Below are 18,181 nucleotides of genomic sequence, written 5' to 3' on the forward strand. Positions count from 1 at the left end.
CTGCCCTCTCTTAGTACGTACGTGCTTTAGGTGGAAATGCTTCACGATGGATAGGCTCCATGTTTACACTACGCTTTGTCATTGATTCCGTCTCAGGATTATATACTGAGTGACATAACCAATTTGCATCATCACGTTCAGGAAAATCAAAACGAGCGTGCGCGCCACGGCTTTCTGTACGGTAGTTAGCTGCAACCGCGGTTGCAAATGCCGTTTCCATCAAGTTTTCTAACTCTAAACATTCGATACGTTGAGTGTTAAATTCTGTTGATTTATCGGCAAGATAAGCATTTTTCAAACGCTCACGAATCGCTTTAAGCTCTTCAAGACCTTTAGCCATTGCATCGCCTTCACGGAATACCGAGAAGTTATTTTGCATACATTGTTGTAAGTCTTTGCGGATTTGAACTGGGTCTTCACCACCCGTACTGTTCTCCCAACGATTGTAACGATCGAGAGACGCTTCAATATCCGCTTCAGTAGCCGGCTTAGCTTCTGCTTGTTTCTTCAGTGTTTCACCTAAATGAAGACCGGTTGCACGACCAAACACGACTAAATCAAGCAGTGAATTACCACCTAGGCGGTTTGCACCATGGACCGATACCGACGCAATTTCACCACAAGCAAATAGACCTTGAATTTCTACATCTGCGCCCGTTGGGTCTTGCTTAATAGCTTGACCAGACACTTGTGTTGGTACGCCACCCATCATGTAATGACAAGTAGGAATCACTGGGATTGGTTCTTTTACTGGATCAACATGAGCAAAGGTACGAGATAGCTCACACACACCAGGTAGGCGAGATTCAAGCGTTTCTTTACCTAAATGATCCAACTTCAGTTTAAGGTGAGGACCCCAAGGACCATCACAACCACGACCTTCGCGAATTTCAACCATCATTGAACGAGCAACAACATCACGACCAGCAAGATCTTTCGCGTTTGGAGCATAACGCTCCATGAAGCGCTCACCGTCTTTATTTAGAAGATAACCACCTTCACCACGACAACCTTCAGTAACAAGAACACCCGCACCGGCAATGCCCGTCGGGTGGAATTGCCACATTTCGATGTCTTGCATTGGAACGCCAGCACGAATCGCCATACCAACACCATCACCGGTATTAATGTGCGCATTCGTTGTTGACGCATAAATACGACCAGCGCCACCTGTAGCAAGGATGGTTGCTTTCGATTTAAAGTAACAAATCTCCCCTGTTTCCATGCAAAGCGCGGTACAGCCTAAAATCGCACCGTCTTCATTTTTAACAAGGTCAAGCGCATACCACTCAGAAAAAATGGTCGTTTTGTGCTTAATATTTTGTTGGTATAACGTATGAAGCAAGGCGTGCCCAGTACGGTCAGCTGCCGCCGCAGTACGTGCCGCTTGCTCACCACCGAAGTTTTTAGATTGACCACCGAATGGTCGCTGATAAATCGTACCGTCATCAAAACGAGAAAAAGGCAATCCCATCTTCTCTAATTCGATAACTGATTCAGGGCCATTCTTACACATGTATTCGATTGCATCTTGGTCGCCAATATAATCGGAACCTTTTACGGTATCGTACATATGTTGTTCCCAGTGATCTTCATGCGCATTACCGAGAGCAACGGTAATACCACCTTGAGCAGATACAGTATGAGAACGAGTTGGAAACACTTTTGATAACAAAGCACATGATAAGCCTTGTTCTGAAATTTGTAGTGCAGCTCGCATTCCTGCACCACCAGCGCCGATTACAACAGCGTCAAATTCTCTAACAGCAATACTCACTACACACCCCACACAATAATTAAACCAGAGAAGAAATACCCAAGCAAAACAGCAACCAAACCTAGTTGAAGCAGAGCACGCAACAATACTGGTTTAATATAATCTGTAAGTACTTGCCATAAACCTATCCACGCATGAATGATTATGGAGAGTAAAGCTAGCATGGTGAATACTTTGGTGAACAAACCACCAAAGAAGTTAGTCCATGACATATAGGTTAGCTCTGGGCCAAAAACACAAAAACCAACAATATATAGTGTGTAGAGGGTTAGGATGATCGCACTAGCACGGATCAAGATAAAATCATGAACTCCGCTACGACCAAGGGAAGATACATTAGCTACCATACCAATACTCCTGCTAAAAGAGATAACACTGCTGTAATTACAAACGCAATTTTAGCGCTTTGGCTGGCTGACTCTAACTCTTCAAAATGTCCCATATCCATCAGTAAATGACGAATACCAACAACAATATGATAAGCGAGAGCAGTCAGGATACCCCACATAATGAACGTCACAAAAAAGCCATCGATATGATCAGCGGCTTGTGCAAATCCAATAGGTGAAGAAAGCGATAGGTTTAATAACCAAAGCAATATTCCAACAGAAACAAAAGTAATTACACCACTTACACGGTGTAAAATAGAGGCGATAGCCGTTATTGGAAAACGGATCGTTTGTAGATCTAAGTTGACAGGTCTTGACTTCTTAACTTTCACAAGGGGCTCACTCAGCTCCATTGAGCATTTTATTGTTATAGATACCCCTGATCTATCAAAAGTCAGTTAAATTTAACATTTTCATAACTTTCGTTGTGAGCAACATCTCTTTATGCGAGTTATTTAACAAATAAAACTCTATTTTTAAGTAGATGAAATTCACGTTAACCCTATATAATACAAGGGACAGACCAGAGACTCAGCCGCAGTATACGATGTGAAACATCTGATTACAAACGCATAAATAACACCTACATCACACCACAGAAAATTAACTTTTTTTTCATCAAAAATATAAACAAGTGCACACATAAGCGCACAAAAATTGACATTAGCCCGTGTAATGGGTACAAAGTTGTCACTCTCATATCCGGGATAGAATAAAAATATAACAAAAGGAGAATGTTATGGCTGATAAGAAAGCAACTCTTCACATTGAAGGTCAAGCACCAATAGACATGCCAGTAATGGAAGGCACTATCGGACCTGAAGTGATTGATGTACGCAAATTAGGCGCTAATGGTTACTTCACTTTTGACCCTGGTTTTCTTGCCACTGCATCTTGTGAATCTCAAATTACCTACATTGATGGCGATAAAGGTGTATTACTACACCGTGGCTTCCCAATCGATCAGTTAGCAAATAATGCTGATTACTTAGAAGTATGTTACATACTACTGAATGGCCAAGCACCAAGCCGTGAAGAATACGAAACGTTCAAAGATATTGTTACCCGTCATACGATGGTTCACGAACAAATTTCAAGCTTCTTCCATGGGTTCCGTCGTGATGCTCACCCAATGGCTGTAATGTGTGGTGTAGTTGGTGCATTAGCGGCCTTCTACCATGATTCACTAGATATTAATAATGATGAACATCGTGAAATTGCGGCATTTAGACTTCTATCTAAAATGCCAACACTTTCAGCGATGTGCTACAAATATTCAATTGGTCAACCGTTTATCTATCCACGTAACGACTTAACGTATGCTGAAAACTTCTTGCACATGATGTTCGCAAACCCATGTGAAGAATATGAAGTAAATCCTGTTGTTGCTCGTGCTATGGATAAAATATTTACTCTGCATGCTGATCATGAACAAAATGCGTCAACATCAACAGTTCGTTTAGCGGGCTCTTCAGGTGCAAACCCATTTGCATGTATCGCCGCAGGTATTGCTTCTCTTTGGGGACCAGCACATGGCGGTGCAAATGAAGCTTGTTTGCGTATGCTTGAAGAAATTGGCTCTCTTGATAATATTGATGAGTACGTTGCAAAAGCAAAAGATAAGGAAGACCCTTTCCGATTAATGGGCTTTGGACACCGAGTTTATAAAAACTACGATCCACGAGCAACAGTAATGCGTGAAGCGTGTCATGAAGTATTGAAAGAGCTAAACATTAAAGATCCACTGTTAGATGTAGCAATGGAACTTGAACGAATTGCGTTATCTGATGAATACTTTGTATCTAAAAAACTGTATCCAAACGTAGATTTCTACTCAGGTATTATTCTAAAAGCGATTGGGATCCCTGCATCAATGTTTACTGTTATTTTTGCACTGTCTCGTACTGTTGGTTGGATCGCACACTGGAGCGAAATGCACAGTGATCCAGATAACCGTATTGGTCGTCCTCGCCAACTTTATACAGGTGAAGAGTTACGCGAATTTAGACCACTTCACGAACGTGAATAATTTAGAGTTCATGTAGATAGTCACTATTTCTTAAATAAAAAGGTTGATGCGTTAGCATCAACCTTTTTTATTCTGATTTAAATAACATCAAATAATGAATCCATAAGTAAATGCCTATACTGGATTATCAATATCAATAAATTTAACGTCAAATCCGTGCTCTCTTACCAACCACTCACCAAGAGCTTTAACTCCATAACGTTCCGTTGCATGATGACCAGCTGCAAAATAATGAATGCCTAATTCACGTGCGATATAAGTCGTTCTTTCAGATATTTCTCCTGATATAAACGCATCTATCCCCTGCTCTGCCGCCAACTCAATATAATCTTGACCTCCACCAGAACACCAAGCCACTGTTTTAATATTTTTATTCACATCTGGGGTAATGTGTAAGGGCTCTCTATTCAATATTTGGCTGATTCTTAAACTAAGATCTTCGCCAGATAATGCAACGTCAAACTCTCCTTTCATTGCTATGGATTGAGGCGTTGGCTCTAGCCCTTCAACATTTATAATTGAAAATAAACGAGCTAACTCCGCATTGTTACCAAGTGTTGGGTGTATATCTAAAGGAAGATGGTAAGCAAATAAATTAATGTCATTTTTAATTAAAGAACGAATACGATTGCCTTTCATCCCTTTAATTGACTCATTTTCGCCCTTCCAGAAGTAGCCATGATGAACTAATAATGCATCTGCTTTATGCTCTATCGCAGCGTCAATAAGTGCTTGAGAAGCAGTTACACCTGTAATGATTTTCTTTACTTCATTTTTACCTTCAACTTGAAGTCCATTTGGGCAATAGTCTTTAATTAATTGAGGTTTTAATTCATTATTTAGTACTGTTTCTAACTGAAAATTATTCACTATCACGTCCCTATATTTAAAATAAAAAAAGCAGCGACATGCGCTGCTTTTTTATTAATATTTTACTGAAATTATACTAGACCACTATAATCCAGCGTCTTTAAATACATTACTTACAATTTCTTGTGCTTCTTGCTCAATCAATGCCAAATGATCAGCACCTTTAAAACTTTCGCAGTAAATTTTATAAATCTCTTCAGTTCCAGATGGGCGTGCAGCAAACCAACCATTCGCCGTTGTTACTTTCAAACCACCAATCGCAGCACCGTTACCAGGAGCATGCGTTAAACGTGCAGTAATCTCATCACCTGCTAATGTTGTTGCAGACACCATCTCTGGAGAGAGTTTACTTAATACCGCTTTTTGTTCTTTATTCGCAACCGCTTGAATACGGTTATAACTTGATTCACCGTGTTGAGCCGCAAGTTTATTATAATATTCTTGCGGGTTCATACCTGTTATTGCTGTAATTTCAGCAGCAAGTAGACACAAAAGAATACCATCTTTATCTGTTGACCATGGTGTACCATCAAAACGTAAGAAAGAAGCACCTGCACTTTCTTCACCACCAAAGCCTAGTGTCCCATTGTATAAACCATCAACAAACCACTTAAAACCAACAGGAACTTCACATAAATCACGGCCTAAATCAGCCACAACCTTATCAATAATAGCTGAAGAAACGAGAGTTTTACCTACAGCGACTTCGTTTTTCCACTGAGGTCGATTTCGATATAAATAATCAATACATACTGCAAGGTAATGATTTGGGTTCATTAGTCCTGATGGCGTAACAATACCATGGCGATCATAATCAGGATCATTACCGAACGCTAAATCATAATCATCTTTTAATGATAATAATCCAGCCATTGCATAAGGTGAAGAACAGTCCATACGAACTACACCGTCTTTATCTAACGACATAAACTGGAATGACGGATCGATAGCTTCACTCACAAGAGTCAAATCAAGTTCAAACGCCTGACCAATTTGACGCCAATATTCAATGCCAGAACCGCCAAGTGGATCGACACCTAATTTTAAATTTGCTTTTTGAATCGCTTCAATATTAATCACATTTTTCAGATCATTAATATACGGTTGAACTAAGTCAATTTGCTTCACAAGATCAGAAGCCATCGCCTCTGTTATAGAAACGCGTTTAACTTCTGTTAATTCATTCGCAATCAATTGATTCGCACGATTTTCAATGGCTGTCGTCAGCTCACCTTCTGCCGGTCCTCCATGAACAGGATTATATTTAATGCCGCCATCTTGAGGTGGGTTATGAGAAGGTGTAATCACAATACCATCCGCTTTCTCATCAAATTTAACATTATGCGTTAAAATTGCATGCGAAATACCGGGGGTCGGAGTGTAGCCATTATTCTCTTGAATAATAACTTCAACGCCATTTGCAACAAATACTTCAATTGCAGACGTAAATGCAGGTTCAGATAATGCGTGAGTATCTTTCCCTAAAAACAGAGGACCAGTCACTCCATTCGCTTTACGAACATCAACAACCGCTTGAGCAATTGCCCAAATATGATGCTGATTAAACGTTGATTTATCCGCCGTTCCACGGTGTCCAGAAGTACCAAATTGCACTTTCTGATCGGCATTAGCTGGGTTTGGCTCTAATAAAAAATAATTAGCAACTAATGCTGGGATATTGTGTAAATCTTCTTGCTGAGCTTTTTGCCCAGCGCGAGGATGTATAGCCATTTGACGATTCCTTGTGACAAATTATGATTTGAGTGCTAACTCAAAAAATTAAATCGCCGCGCACACTTTTTCTGTTAAATCATGTTGGAAACCCATACGTTCCATTAATAATTCAACCATGTGGCGCTTGCGATTAGTATTCGTGTTTGTAATAACCCAGAAAGGCGTTCCTTTGATTTCTCGAGGCTTAGTCGTTTTACCACTTGCTATTAAGGTATCTTGATTATCAGCAAAATAAACTCGAGTTCGACCTTTAACTTCTGTTGCTTCAGAAAAAGCTTTAGAGTCAATGGTATATAATTCTGATAATACAGTTAAAAAGCGATCGATCGCTTTATCTAGTGAGGAGAATTCATCAGAAATTAATAAGGTACGTACTGCTTTCACTCGATCAACAGAGATCTCTTTGCCGGCATCTTTACTAACGACAATGCCTCGTTTGATAACAGCAGAAGGCGCTGTAACAACAAGTTCAGTTGCGGATGATTGCATTAAGATACGACGTAAAATATCAGAGGCACTTTCACCGATGTGTTGAGTTTGGCTCGCAATAAAGCGGTATAGTTCTTCATCTACTTCAATTGTCTTCATTATATGGTTCGTATTCTTAATCTATTTATGAAGGCATAATTATACCTTGTATAATCGTGATACTCTACGACAAACCTAACACAACATAGAAAAATGAAGCGACTTAATTACAAACAACAAGGAAACGGGGATCCATTGATCCTTATTCATGGTCTATTCGGAAGCTTAGATAACCTAGGATTGATAGCACGTCAATTTGAAAGTAGCTATCAAGTGATCAGTGTTGATCTTCGTAATCACGGACTTTCTTTTCACTCTAATGAACATAATTATGACTTACTTGCGACTGATGTAATTGAATTAATGGATCATCTTTCCATTACGTCTGCCCATATTATTGGGCATTCAATGGGAGGCAAAGTAGCAATGGCTATTGCTGGATCTTCCCCAGAAAAAATTAATTCTCTTTCTATCTTAGACATGGCCCCAGTTTCATACCCAGAACGAAAACATGATGCTGTTTTTGCTGGATTACAACGTGTAATAACAACGCCACCAACGTCTCGAAAAGAAGCAGATGTCTTATTATCAACCTCAATTATTGATCCCGGAGTTAGACAATTTTTAAGTAAGTCATTGCATAAAGTAAATAATACGTTAACTTTTAGATTTAACGTGTCGACGTTATTTAATCAGTATTCTGACATTATTGGTTGGCATGACATCACTCCCTTCTCAGGCCATGTCTTATTTATAAAAGGAGAAAATTCCGATTATATTCTGCCTGAGCATAGAGCAAGCATCATGGCTCAATTCCCTACTGCAAAAGCGCATGTAGTGAATGGAACCGGGCATTGGTTGCATGCAGAAAAACCAGAGACGATTTATCGCATAATTAATCGTTTTATAGAAAATAGTCGTAAAAGATAATCAATACCAACCAGCGCAAAGCTATGGTATAGTTTTGCGTCATTATATGATTAGTTTAGCAAGCCTGCATAATGTAAGGGTGAATCATGCTGTATGAACATTTTGATCTTATTGAATCTATTGGATTAGATTTATTGTTTGCCTCGATTTTTTTCTTTATCGGTATGGCAATAAAAGATGTTTTAAAACAGGGAAATGTCCCACCTTTTGGCCGACGTATTGTTTGGCTAGTACTCTTTCTTGGTTGTACTGGTTTTATTGCGAAAGGTCTTATTCAGCTCAGCTGGGAAGGCGCAGGGCTTGGCTAAATTCAACTAATCAAATAACACCAAATTTCATTAATTAGAAAAATACAGGTATTCATCATATGGCAAGTGTAGGACTCTTCTTTGGTAGCGACACAGGTAACACTGAAGCTATTGGCAAGATGATTCAAAAACAGCTTGGTAAAAAGCTAGTTCATGTACAAGATATTGCGAAAAGCAGTAAAGAAGACATTGATAACTTTGACCTTCTTCTTTTAGGTATCCCTACATGGTATTACGGTGAAGCTCAATGTGATTGGGATGATTTCTTCCCAGAGTTAGAAGGCATTGATTTCTCAACTAAGCTTGTTGCTATTTTTGGTTGTGGCGACCAAGAAGATTACGCTGAGTATTTCTGTGATGCGATGGGCAATATTCGTGACATCGTAGAAGCAAAAGGCGGCACAGTAATTGGTTACTGGCCAACAGAAGGCTATGAATTCGAAGCATCTAAAGCTCTCGTTGATGAAAATAACTTTGTTGGTCTTTGTATTGATGAAGATCGCCAACCAGAGCTGACTGAAGAACGTGTTACTGCATGGGTGAAACAAATCCATGAAGAAATGTGTTTAGCAGAACTTGAAGACTAAATTTTAGTTTTTATGGGTGCCCTCTGTCATGAGGGCATTATCTAAATTGAGGTTTTTTCCTCACGTACAATGTTCGATTGACTCTTGCCACCACCTTTCCATTCTTATCATAAATATACACTTCAAACTCTGGAAAGCATTTATTTCCATTTTCCGTTAATTGTTTAATTTCTTTTATTTTTTCATCTGAAATAACAAAATGAGCCTCTAGGTTACTTGTTCCCGGTGAAATAAAATCGATTTCTGCTTTTTTATCCCATACAAAATATTCTTCCCGAAAAATACCCATTAGCATCAACGAAAAAACCGGATCAGTCATAGAAAAAATACTTCCTCCATATTGGGTACGATTCGCATTCCTATTCCAAAATCGATCTTTTAGTACAACTCGAACATCTTGAAAATTTTCTGAAATGTTTTTGATCGATATCCCAGCGCCCCAAAATGGAGGCCAAATATTTAATGCCCATCGGACTATTTTTGGGGTAAAGTAACGGTACATATTTATTTCCTTTAATTCTGGTCAGACCTCATAATAGTTTGTATATTAACAAAAGATCAACATCTATTTTTTTGTAAGAGATCTTGCAGATAAGGTTTCAACTGAATTGAATGTTCCCTATAATTAAGTTATTAAAACTGCACAAGAAATCGATGCAGAATGCCAATACAGGAAAAGTCAATGTCAGATAACAACCAAGCACTGAAAAAAGCCGGTTTAAAGGTAACTCTTCCGCGTCTTAAAATTTTAGAAATCTTACAGCAACCCGAGAGCCAACATATTAGCGCTGAAGATTTATATAAAAAATTAATCGATATTGGTGAAGAGATTGGACTTGCTACTGTTTATCGCGTACTAAACCAATTTGATGATGCAGGTATTGTTACTCGCCATCATTTTGAAGGCGGTAAATCGGTCTTTGAACTAGCAACACAACATCACCACGATCATCTTGTATGTCTAGATTGCGGCAAAGTAATCGAGTTCTCTGATGATCTAATAGAAGAACGTCAGAAAGACATTGCGAATAAATACAATGTTCGCTTAACTAATCACAGCTTATATCTATATGGTCATTGTATTACTGGTGACTGCATAGAAAATACCACCGCTCATAATGGCTAATATTTAGTTTACGTGCATAAAAAAACCAGCATCTCTGCTGGTTTTTTATTATCTATAAATTACTTGATTAGGATTAACCTTCCCAAGTATCACGTAAACCTACTGTACGGTTGAATACAAGAGCCTCTGGAGTAGAGTCTTTGTTATCAATACAGAAATAGCCTGTACGTTCAAATTGATAGCCAGCTTCCGCTTCTGCAGTTACTAAGCTTGGTTCAACAAAACCCTGTTTAGTAATTAATGACTCAGGATTAATACTTTCTGAGAAATCCTCTAAAGCCGCAGGGTTTGGCACTGTGAATAAACGATCATATAGACGAATTTCTGCAGGGAACGCTTTGTCTGCAGATACCCAATGAATAACGCCTTTCACTTTACGACCATCTGCTGGGTTTTTACCTAGCGTTTCTGTGTCATAGCTACAGAAAATAGTCGTGATGTTACCCGCTTCGTCTTTTTCAATTCGATTTGCTTGAATAACATAAGCACCGCGTAAACGCACTTCTTTACCAAGTACTAAACGTTTGTATTTCTTGTTTGCTTCTTCACGGAAATCATCTTGCTCAATATAAACTTCACGAGTAAATGGAACTTCACGAGTACCCATTTCTGGTTTATTTGGATGATTTGCAACGTTTAGCGTTTCGACTTTACCTTCTTCGTAGTTTTCAATCACTACTTTTACAGGTTCAAGTACAGCCATTGCACGAGGTGCATTTTCATTTAGATCATCACGAATACACGATTCTAATGAACCAAATTCAATCATGTTCTCTTGCTTAGTTACACCTATGCGCTTACAGAATTCACGAATAGACCCCGCAGTAAAACCACGACGACGTAAACCAGAAACCGTAGGCATACGTGGATCATCCCAACCGTTTACTAATTTCTCAGTAACCAGTTCATTAAGCTTACGCTTAGACATGATCGTGTATTCTAAGTTTAAACGGCTAAACTCATATTGATGTGGTTGGCAATCAATCGTAATATTTTCCAAAACCCAATCGTATAAACGACGGTTGTCTTGGAATTCTAATGTACAGATAGAATGCGTAATGCCTTCAAGTGCATCCGAAATACAATGAGTAAAATCGTACATTGGGTAGATACACCACTTATCGCCAGTTTGGTGATGAGTAGCAAAACGAATACGATAAATAACAGGATCGCGCATAACGATAAATGAAGAAGCCATGTCGATTTTTGCACGTAAGCAAATAGTGCCTTCTTTAAATTTACCATCACGCATTTGTTCAAATAGCGCAAGGTTCTCTTCGACACTACGATCACGGTATGGGCTGTTTTTACCCGGCTCTTTAAGAGAACCACGGTACTCACGGATTTGATCAGAGGTTAACTCATCAACATAAGCCAGTCCTTTCTCAATCAATTCAACCGCGTAGTCATACAATTTATCGAAGTAATTCGAAGAATAATGAATATCTCCGCTCCAATCAAAACCTAACCATTTAACGTCATTTTTGATTGATTCAACGTATTCAATATCTTCTTTTTCAGGGTTAGTATCATCAAAACGTAGATTACACTGTCCCTGATAATCTTGAGCAATACCAAAATTCAAACAGATAGATTTTGCGTGTCCGATATGCAGATAACCGTTTGGCTCTGGCGGGAAACGAGTATGGACACTGGAATGTTTACCTGACTTTAGGTCTTCATCAATAATTTGACGGATAAAGTTGGTAGGACGAGTTTCAGTTTCACTCATCTAAAGCACCTCATTGGTATTAGGAGAAAGAACAAATTGTTCATATCTCCCTATGATCCACAATTATGGGCCAATACTCAATATATAGAATCAAATAGTTGCTTTATTTCCATAAAAAAAGCCGCTCTAATTAGAGCGGCTCATTAAATCGAGTTAATTTACTCAATAATTATGGTAGTGCAACTGCTGTTAAGTCTTCAGAAGCTGGGATTTTTTTCATTTCACCAGCAACGATTTCAGCAAGAGGACCTAGGATAACTTGAACATTGTTTGAACCAAGTTTAACTACGCCCATTGCACCAAGACCTTTCAGTTGCTTCTCGCTGATTACGCTAGTGTCTTTAAGAGTTAAGCGTAAACGAGTGATACAAGCATCAATGTTTTCTATGTTGTCGTGACCACCAAGCGCTTTAAGATACTGCTTAGCTAGTTCACTTGTTTCTTTAGAACCACGGATTGAGCTTTCTTCTTCATCATCGTCTTCACGGCCTGGAGTCTTAAGGTTAAACTTAAGGATTACAGCGCGGAAGATAAAGTAGTATAAAGCGAAGAAAACGATACCTTGGATAATTAGCATATACCAATTAACCGCTAGTGGGTTACGGCTAGAAAGAACCATATCAACTAGACCCGCAGAGAAACCGAAGCCTGCAATCCAATGCATAGATGCTGCGATGAATACAGAGATACCCGTTAATGCTGCGTGAACTACATACAATGCAGGAGCAAGGAACATGAATGAGAATTCTAGTGGTTCAGTTACACCCGTAAAGAACGATGCGAAACCTGCAGCAATCATAATAGATGCTACTTTTTCTTTGTTCTCAACTTTTGCAGTGTGGTAGATAGCTAGTGCTGCACCTGGTAGACCAAACATCATGATTGGGAAGAAACCAGCTTGGTACATACCTGTAACACCTACAGTTGCAGTACCTTCAGCGATAGACTTTGCGCCACCTAGGAAGTTAGGGATGTCGTTAATACCAGCAACGTCGAACCAGAACACTGAGTTAAGTGCATGGTGAAGACCTACAGGAATTAATAAACGGTTGAAGAATGCATAGATACCTGCACCCGTAGCACCCATACCTTGAATTGATTCGCCGAAGTGAACAAGACCATCGTAGATTGCTGGCCATACGTACATAAGCACGAACGCAATTAAAATACCTGCAAATGACGTTAGAATAGGTACAAGACGTTTACCTGAGAAGAATGCAAGTGTTTTATGCAATTCAACAGCAGAGAAACGGTTGTAAATTTCAGCAGATATGATACCAACTAAAATACCAACAAATTGGTTGTTGATCTTACTAAAAGCAGCAGGAACAGCAGCAGGATCAATACCTTGAATTTGAGCTACCGCACCTGGAGAAAGAAGATTCGTTACAACAAGGAAACCAACAAAACCAGAAAGTGCCGCTGCACCATCTTTATCTTTAGACATACCATAAGCAACACCAATTGCGAATAGTACAGACATGTTATCAATAATAGACGCACCAGCTTTGATTAAAAACGCTGCTAATGCACTATTGCCGCCCCAAGCCACCGGATCAATCCAGTAACCAATACCCATTAAAATTGCTGCTGCAGGTAATGTAGCAACTGGTACCATCAGTGCTTTACCTACTTTTTGAAAATATCCTAAAATATTCACCTTTAGATTCCCCCTATAAGGATTTTAGATTTTTTTGAGTAGCTTACGTTAGCTTATTATAAACTTATTTCGCTACTCGTTATTAACAGGGTCAGTGTAAGGGATTAATTTCGCCCCGCAAATTAAAAGCGAGCTAATTGTGATCATTATCACCTGCAGAGGGAATATTTAAGGTATTTTGCTAGCGAGATCATAAAACTTATTTTATCATTCGAAAGAATAAAACATCCGGAATAATATTTGGTCATAAATAGACTCAATTTTGTCATTACTGAACGAAACATTTAGGACATAGAGTGTACCGCTCAGTAAGCAGTTTTATTTTTTACTTGCTTAAAAATTTCCACAAAAAAAGTTCTATTTTTTTTGTACACTAAATTATAACTTAAAGGATTCACGCTATGTATGCGCTAACTAACTGTAAAGTCTATACTGGTAATGATGTTCTTGTTGATCACTCAGTGATTATCAACGGCACCAATATTGAAAAAATCTGCCTAACATCTGAACTTCCTGATGGCATCGAACGTAAAGATTTAGACGGTGCTAATTTAAGCCCTGGTTTCATCGACCTTCAGCTAAATGGCTGTGGTGGTGTAATGCTAAATGATGAAATTACAGCAAAAACCATGCAAATAATGCATGAAGCAAACCTTAAATCGGGTTGTACTAGCTTTTTACCGACATTAATCACTTCTTCAGACGAAGATATGCGCGCTTCTATTGAAGCTGCTCGTGAATATCACAACAAATATCAAAACCAATCTTTAGGTTTACACCTTGAAGGTCCGTACCTAAATGTCATGAAAAAAGGCATTCACAGCGTTGACCATATCCGTCACTCAGATTCAGATATGATCCAACTTATGTGTGATAACGCTGATTTAATCACAAAAGTGACATTGGCTCCTGAGCAAAATGATCCTGAACATATTGAGCGTCTTCACAAGGCCGGTATTGTTGTTTCAATTGGCCACACAAACGCAACGTATGCAGAAGCTCGCCAAGGTTTTGAGTCAGGCATTACATTCGCTACTCATTTATTTAATGCAATGACACCAATGGTAGGTCGTGAACCAGGTGTTGTTGGTGCAATCTACGATACACCAGACGTTTATGCTGGCATTATCGCTGATGGCTTCCATGTTGATTACGCAAACATTCGTATCGCGCACAAAATAAAGAAAGAAAAGTTAGTATTAGTGACCGATGCCACAGCTCCTGCAGGTGCTGACATGGAATACTTTATTTTTGTGGGGAAGAAAGTATATTACAAGGATGGTAAATGTGTTGATGAAAATGGCACATTAGGTGGATCAGCTCTGACTATGATTGAAGCAGTTCAGAATACAGTTGAACACGTTGGAATCGCTTTAGATGAAGCTCTACGTATGGCTACGTTATATCCTGCTCAAGCAATTGGTGTAGATAATAAACTTGGTCGAATCAAAAAAGACATGGTAGCTAACCTTGCTATTTTTGATCGTGACTTTAATGTAAAAGCGACTGTTGTTAACGGACAATACGAGCAAAGTTAATATGACTGACGGACAAATTGGTAATGTAGATCTAGTAAAACAATTAAACAGTGCCGCTGTTTATCGTTTAATCGACCAAAAAGGACCGATTTCTCGAATTCAAATCGCAGACGTTAGTCAACTTGCACCAGCAAGTGTTACCAAGATAACCCGTCAATTATTAGAGCGTGGCTTAATTAAAGAAGTCGCGCAACAAGCATCAACTGGTGGTCGAAGAGCAATTTCTTTGACTACCGAAACCTCACCCTTTCATTCAATCGCGGTGCGCTTAGGCCGTGATTATATTCAGCTAAGCCTATTTGATCTTTCAACAAAAGAATTAGCCAGTGAATACCAAGAATTTCATTATAGTAACCAAGAACACCTTTTAGATGGCCTAAATAAATTACTCCAAAACTTCATTACCCGTAATCAAGACACCATCAAACAACTCATCGCTATTGGTATCACACTCCCTGGTTTGGTTAACCCAGAAACGGGCGTTGTAGAATATATGCCAAATACCGATATAGACAAACTAGCATTGGCTGACTTCATTAAAGAAACGTTTGATATTCAATGCTTTGTTGGTAATGATATTCGAGGTTTAGCGCTCGCTGAACACTATTTCGGGGCCTCTCAAGATTGCCGAGATTCTATTCTAGTGAGTGTTCATAGAGGAACCGGGGCTGGTATTATTGTTAATGGTAAAGTATTTCTAGGGCATAATCGAAACGTTGGAGAAATCGGTCATATTCAAATCGATCCAATCGGCGATAAATGCCAATGTGGTAACTTTGGATGTTTAGAAACAGTTGCAGCAAACCCTGCAATTATTTCGCGTATAGAGACGTTACTTGAGCAGGGTTACCCATCTAGCCTTTCTCAGTTAGAAACGATAACTATGTCTGATATTTGCCATGCCGCAAATCATGGAGATGAATTAGCAACACAGACTTTATTACGTGTTGGTAACCAGCTTGGTAAAGCAATTGCGATGACAATAAACCTATTTAATCCACAAAAAATAGTTATCGCAGGAGCAATCACCCAAGCCGATAAAATTGTCTTTGCAGCAATACAGAATTGCATTAAAAATCAATCATTAACCGCTTTTCATAAAAACTTACCCGTTGTAGCCTCAAAACTCGACAAGCAACCGACGATTGGTGCTTTCTCAATGGTTAAGCGCGCAATGCTTAATGGCGTCTTGTTACAAAAATTATTAGATGAGTAAGCGCGAATAATTTTTGTCATGTTACCCTAAGGGCTGCATTTGCGGCCCTTTTTATTACTTTCAGGAAAATATCTTTTATGGAGTTGCTCTTTATTATCGCGGCCTTTGTCATGGGCTTCATCGCATTAAAAATAAATTTACCTCCATTGGTAGGCTTTTTATTAGCAGGGTTCGGCTTACACGCTTTCGGCTTTCAATCTAACGATACATTATCTACTTTTGCTGATCTTGGTGTCACTCTTCTCTTATTTTCTATTGGTTTAAAACTCGATATAAAAACACTACTAGCAAAAGAAATTTGGTTGGGCGCCACACTTCATAATGTATTTTCAACCCTATTTTTCACCCTCGCGTTATTAGGGTTAAAGTTACTTGGCATTACCATGCTAGCAAATATAGAAATAGCACAATTAGTGTTATTTGGCTTTGCTCTCTCTTTTTCGAGTACCGTTTTTGCTGTTAAAGCCTTACAAGAAAAAGGGGAAATGAATGCAACCTATGGGACATTAGCCATTGGTATTCTGGTCATGCAGGATATTTTTGCTGTTGTCTTCTTAAGTGTATCGACTGGAAAGATCCCTGAAATTACCGCCCTTGCTTTATTTGCCCTTCCTTTATTTAGACCCCTTTTCTTCAAACTATTAGATTGGGCAGGTCATGGTGAGATGCTCGTACTCTATGGTATTTTCTTAGCGTTAGTCGCAGGAGCTGGTACGTTTGAATTGGTTGGAATGAAACCGGATCTTGGCGCACTTATTTTAGGAATGCTACTCGCTGGCCATTCAAAAGCATCCGAGTTATCTAAATCTCTATTTAACTTAAAAGAAATACTCCTTATTTGTTTCTTCTTAAATATAGGTTTATCAGCAGCACCTACGCTATCTGGACTCACTCTTGCTCTACTTCTCATTTTATTACTTCCAGTAAAAGGATTTTTATATTTTATTATTATCAATAAATTTAAATTCCGTGTACGCACTTCTTTACTCGCCTCCCTTACATTGTTTAATTACAGTGAGTTTGGTCTTATTGTTGGTGGCCTCGCCTTTAAAATGGGTTGGTTACCAGGAGACACGCTAGTTGCCATTGCTATAGCCGTTTCTATATCATTTATTATTTCAGCGCCATTAAATAATTTTGGACACTCCATTTACCAACGATCTCGCCATTGGTTAAAAGAACATACCGCAGAAAAGCTAAATTCAATGGATAAACTGATTAATCCAGGTAGAGCACAAATATTAATCTTAGGTATGGGTCGTATAGGTAGCGGTGCTTACGATGAGCTTAAAGATAAATATGGGGATATTATTTTAGGCATAGAGCTTAAAGACGATGCAGCAAAACATCATCAAGAACTAGGACGAAACGTGATCACCGGTGATGCTACCGATCCTGATTTTTGGGAACGTATTTTATCGACATCTCACGTTAAACTTGTTTTGCTTGCGATGCCAAACCATCAAGGTAATCAATTTGCTTTAGAGCAATTAAAATCGAGAAATTACAAAGGACAAACCGCCGCAATTGCCGCTTATAATGACCAAATCGATGGCTTAGTAGAACAAGGGGTTGATGCAGCCTTTAATATATACAATGAAGCAGGTAGTGGTTTTGCTCGCCATGTCACAGAGCAACTAAACCCTAAATTCAATCAATAACGTTTTATTTATAACCAATCAAAGATAATCAAGTACATCAAATAAGAAGGAATGATATCAATTCCTTCTTATTTCCTTTCTTCTTCCTTTCTTCTT

At 38.8% G+C, this 18,181-nt stretch carries 17 protein-coding genes; 8 read left to right on the forward strand and 9 right to left on the reverse strand.

Annotated features, from left to right (window positions below):
* Positions 1 to 10: 10 nt before the first annotated feature.
* Genes sdhA through sdhC form a run of 3 tightly spaced genes read right to left on the reverse strand, consistent with a single transcriptional unit; the run spans position 11 to position 2,513 of the window.
* On the reverse strand, positions 11 to 1,777 hold the full coding sequence (gene sdhA / locus AACV33_RS13475; RefSeq protein WP_023603600.1) for a succinate dehydrogenase flavoprotein subunit: 1,767 nt from the start codon (positions 1,775 to 1,777) through the stop codon (positions 11 to 13).
* Positions 1,777 to 2,124, reverse strand: a complete 348-nt coding sequence (gene sdhD / locus AACV33_RS13480; RefSeq protein ID WP_012549630.1) for a succinate dehydrogenase, hydrophobic membrane anchor protein — start codon at positions 2,122 to 2,124, stop codon at positions 1,777 to 1,779. The genes sdhA and sdhD overlap by 1 nt, the downstream gene beginning before the upstream one ends.
* Complete coding sequence (gene sdhC, locus AACV33_RS13485) at positions 2,118 to 2,513, reverse strand: succinate dehydrogenase cytochrome b556 subunit (protein WP_023603601.1); 396 nt, start codon at positions 2,511 to 2,513, stop codon at positions 2,118 to 2,120. Before sdhC ends, sdhD begins: the two co-directional genes overlap by 7 nt.
* Before the next feature lie 392 nt (positions 2,514 to 2,905).
* Here sdhC and AACV33_RS13490 point away from each other — a divergent pair, with 392 nt between their 5' ends.
* Positions 2,906 to 4,195 (forward strand): citrate synthase, encoded by a 1,290-nt coding sequence (locus tag AACV33_RS13490; RefSeq protein WP_017022428.1) that lies wholly within the window; start codon positions 2,906 to 2,908, stop codon positions 4,193 to 4,195.
* 114 nt (positions 4,196 to 4,309) lie between these two features.
* Here the strand turns inward: AACV33_RS13490 and AACV33_RS13495 are convergent, their stop codons facing one another.
* From AACV33_RS13495 to seqA, 3 genes are all read right to left on the reverse strand, one after another.
* Positions 4,310 to 5,065 (reverse strand): Nif3-like dinuclear metal center hexameric protein, encoded by a 756-nt coding sequence (locus tag AACV33_RS13495; protein ID WP_023603602.1) that lies wholly within the window; start codon positions 5,063 to 5,065, stop codon positions 4,310 to 4,312.
* Positions 5,066 to 5,149: 84 nt separating this feature from the next.
* Positions 5,150 to 6,796 carry a phosphoglucomutase (alpha-D-glucose-1,6-bisphosphate-dependent) gene (pgm, locus tag AACV33_RS13500; RefSeq protein WP_182699372.1) on the reverse strand — a complete coding sequence of 549 codons (1,647 nt, stop codon included), beginning with the start codon at positions 6,794 to 6,796 and terminating at the stop codon, positions 5,150 to 5,152.
* 48 nt (positions 6,797 to 6,844) lie between these two features.
* Positions 6,845 to 7,387, reverse strand: a complete 543-nt coding sequence (seqA, locus tag AACV33_RS13505) for a replication initiation negative regulator SeqA (protein WP_182699373.1) — start codon at positions 7,385 to 7,387, stop codon at positions 6,845 to 6,847.
* A 93-nt stretch (positions 7,388 to 7,480) separates the two neighbouring features.
* Between seqA and AACV33_RS13510 the strand changes: the two genes are divergently transcribed.
* The 3 genes from AACV33_RS13510 to fldA all read left to right on the forward strand — a co-directional run bounded on the left by AACV33_RS13510 (position 7,481) and on the right by fldA (position 9,152).
* A complete protein-coding gene (locus AACV33_RS13510) occupies positions 7,481 to 8,257 on the forward strand; it encodes an alpha/beta fold hydrolase (protein WP_017022425.1) in 777 nt (258 codons plus the stop codon).
* An 86-nt stretch (positions 8,258 to 8,343) separates the two neighbouring features.
* Positions 8,344 to 8,565 carry a DUF2788 domain-containing protein gene (locus AACV33_RS13515; protein WP_017022424.1) on the forward strand — a complete coding sequence of 74 codons (222 nt, stop codon included), beginning with the start codon at positions 8,344 to 8,346 and terminating at the stop codon, positions 8,563 to 8,565.
* A gap of 59 nt (positions 8,566 to 8,624) precedes the next feature.
* Positions 8,625 to 9,152 carry a flavodoxin FldA gene (gene fldA, locus AACV33_RS13520; RefSeq protein ID WP_012549622.1) on the forward strand — a complete coding sequence of 176 codons (528 nt, stop codon included), beginning with the start codon at positions 8,625 to 8,627 and terminating at the stop codon, positions 9,150 to 9,152.
* A gap of 37 nt (positions 9,153 to 9,189) precedes the next feature.
* On the opposite strand, the gene AACV33_RS13525 is transcribed toward fldA, so the two are convergent.
* Entirely contained in the window at positions 9,190 to 9,654 is a 465-nt protein-coding gene (locus AACV33_RS13525) for a DUF4442 domain-containing protein (protein ID WP_012549621.1), read from the reverse strand.
* A 180-nt stretch (positions 9,655 to 9,834) separates the two neighbouring features.
* Between AACV33_RS13525 and fur the strand changes: the two genes are divergently transcribed.
* Positions 9,835 to 10,278: a ferric iron uptake transcriptional regulator gene (gene fur, locus AACV33_RS13530; RefSeq protein ID WP_012549620.1), complete on the forward strand. Its 444-nt coding sequence runs from the start codon at positions 9,835 to 9,837 to the stop codon at positions 10,276 to 10,278.
* Positions 10,279 to 10,351: 73 nt separating this feature from the next.
* Here fur and glnS read toward each other — a convergent pair whose 3' ends face one another.
* Positions 10,352 to 12,010: a glutamine--tRNA ligase gene (glnS, locus tag AACV33_RS13535; protein WP_023603604.1), complete on the reverse strand. Its 1,659-nt coding sequence runs from the start codon at positions 12,008 to 12,010 to the stop codon at positions 10,352 to 10,354.
* Between the two features lie 169 nt (positions 12,011 to 12,179).
* Positions 12,180 to 13,670 (reverse strand): N-acetylglucosamine-specific PTS transporter subunit IIBC, encoded by a 1,491-nt coding sequence (nagE, locus tag AACV33_RS13540; RefSeq protein ID WP_017022422.1) that lies wholly within the window; start codon positions 13,668 to 13,670, stop codon positions 12,180 to 12,182.
* A 401-nt stretch (positions 13,671 to 14,071) separates the two neighbouring features.
* On the opposite strand from nagE, the gene nagA reads away from it, so the two are divergent.
* The 3 genes from nagA (at position 14,072) to AACV33_RS13555 (ending at position 18,085) form a co-directional block, all read left to right on the forward strand.
* Positions 14,072 to 15,208 (forward strand): N-acetylglucosamine-6-phosphate deacetylase, encoded by a 1,137-nt coding sequence (gene nagA, locus AACV33_RS13545; protein WP_012549617.1) that lies wholly within the window; start codon positions 14,072 to 14,074, stop codon positions 15,206 to 15,208.
* 1 nt (position 15,209) lies between these two features.
* Entirely contained in the window at positions 15,210 to 16,424 is a 1,215-nt protein-coding gene (nagC, locus tag AACV33_RS13550; protein WP_017022421.1) for a DNA-binding transcriptional regulator NagC, read from the forward strand.
* A 77-nt stretch (positions 16,425 to 16,501) separates the two neighbouring features.
* A complete protein-coding gene (locus tag AACV33_RS13555; RefSeq protein WP_017022420.1) occupies positions 16,502 to 18,085 on the forward strand; it encodes a cation:proton antiporter family protein in 1,584 nt (527 codons plus the stop codon).
* The last annotated feature ends 96 nt before the right edge of the window (positions 18,086 to 18,181 follow it).

The organism is Aliivibrio sp. SR45-2 (assembly GCF_963890165.1).
GTDB lineage: Bacteria > Pseudomonadota > Gammaproteobacteria > Enterobacterales > Vibrionaceae > Aliivibrio > Aliivibrio salmonicida.

Excerpts from the sequence above, each read along its gene's own strand:
- nagA (WP_012549617.1), top strand. The coding sequence starts at position 14,072 with ATGTATGCGCTAACTAACTGTAAAGTCTATACTGGTAATGATGTTCTT.
- AACV33_RS13525 (WP_012549621.1), bottom strand. The coding sequence starts at position 9,654 with ATGTACCGTTACTTTACCCCAAAAATAGTCCGATGGGCATTAAATATT.
- seqA (WP_182699373.1), bottom strand. The coding sequence starts at position 7,387 with ATGAAGACAATTGAAGTAGATGAAGAACTATACCGCTTTATTGCGAGC.
- AACV33_RS13515 (WP_017022424.1), top strand. The coding sequence starts at position 8,344 with ATGCTGTATGAACATTTTGATCTTATTGAATCTATTGGATTAGATTTA.
- glnS (WP_023603604.1), bottom strand. The coding sequence starts at position 12,010 with ATGAGTGAAACTGAAACTCGTCCTACCAACTTTATCCGTCAAATTATT.
- AACV33_RS13490 (WP_017022428.1), top strand. The coding sequence starts at position 2,906 with ATGGCTGATAAGAAAGCAACTCTTCACATTGAAGGTCAAGCACCAATA.
- AACV33_RS13510 (WP_017022425.1), top strand. The coding sequence starts at position 7,481 with ATGAAGCGACTTAATTACAAACAACAAGGAAACGGGGATCCATTGATC.
- AACV33_RS13555 (WP_017022420.1), top strand. The coding sequence starts at position 16,502 with ATGGAGTTGCTCTTTATTATCGCGGCCTTTGTCATGGGCTTCATCGCA.
- fldA (WP_012549622.1), top strand. The coding sequence starts at position 8,625 with ATGGCAAGTGTAGGACTCTTCTTTGGTAGCGACACAGGTAACACTGAA.
- fur (WP_012549620.1), top strand. The coding sequence starts at position 9,835 with ATGTCAGATAACAACCAAGCACTGAAAAAAGCCGGTTTAAAGGTAACT.
- pgm (WP_182699372.1), bottom strand. The coding sequence starts at position 6,796 with ATGGCTATACATCCTCGCGCTGGGCAAAAAGCTCAGCAAGAAGATTTA.
- nagC (WP_017022421.1), top strand. The coding sequence starts at position 15,210 with ATGACTGACGGACAAATTGGTAATGTAGATCTAGTAAAACAATTAAAC.
- sdhD (WP_012549630.1), bottom strand. The coding sequence starts at position 2,124 with ATGGTAGCTAATGTATCTTCCCTTGGTCGTAGCGGAGTTCATGATTTT.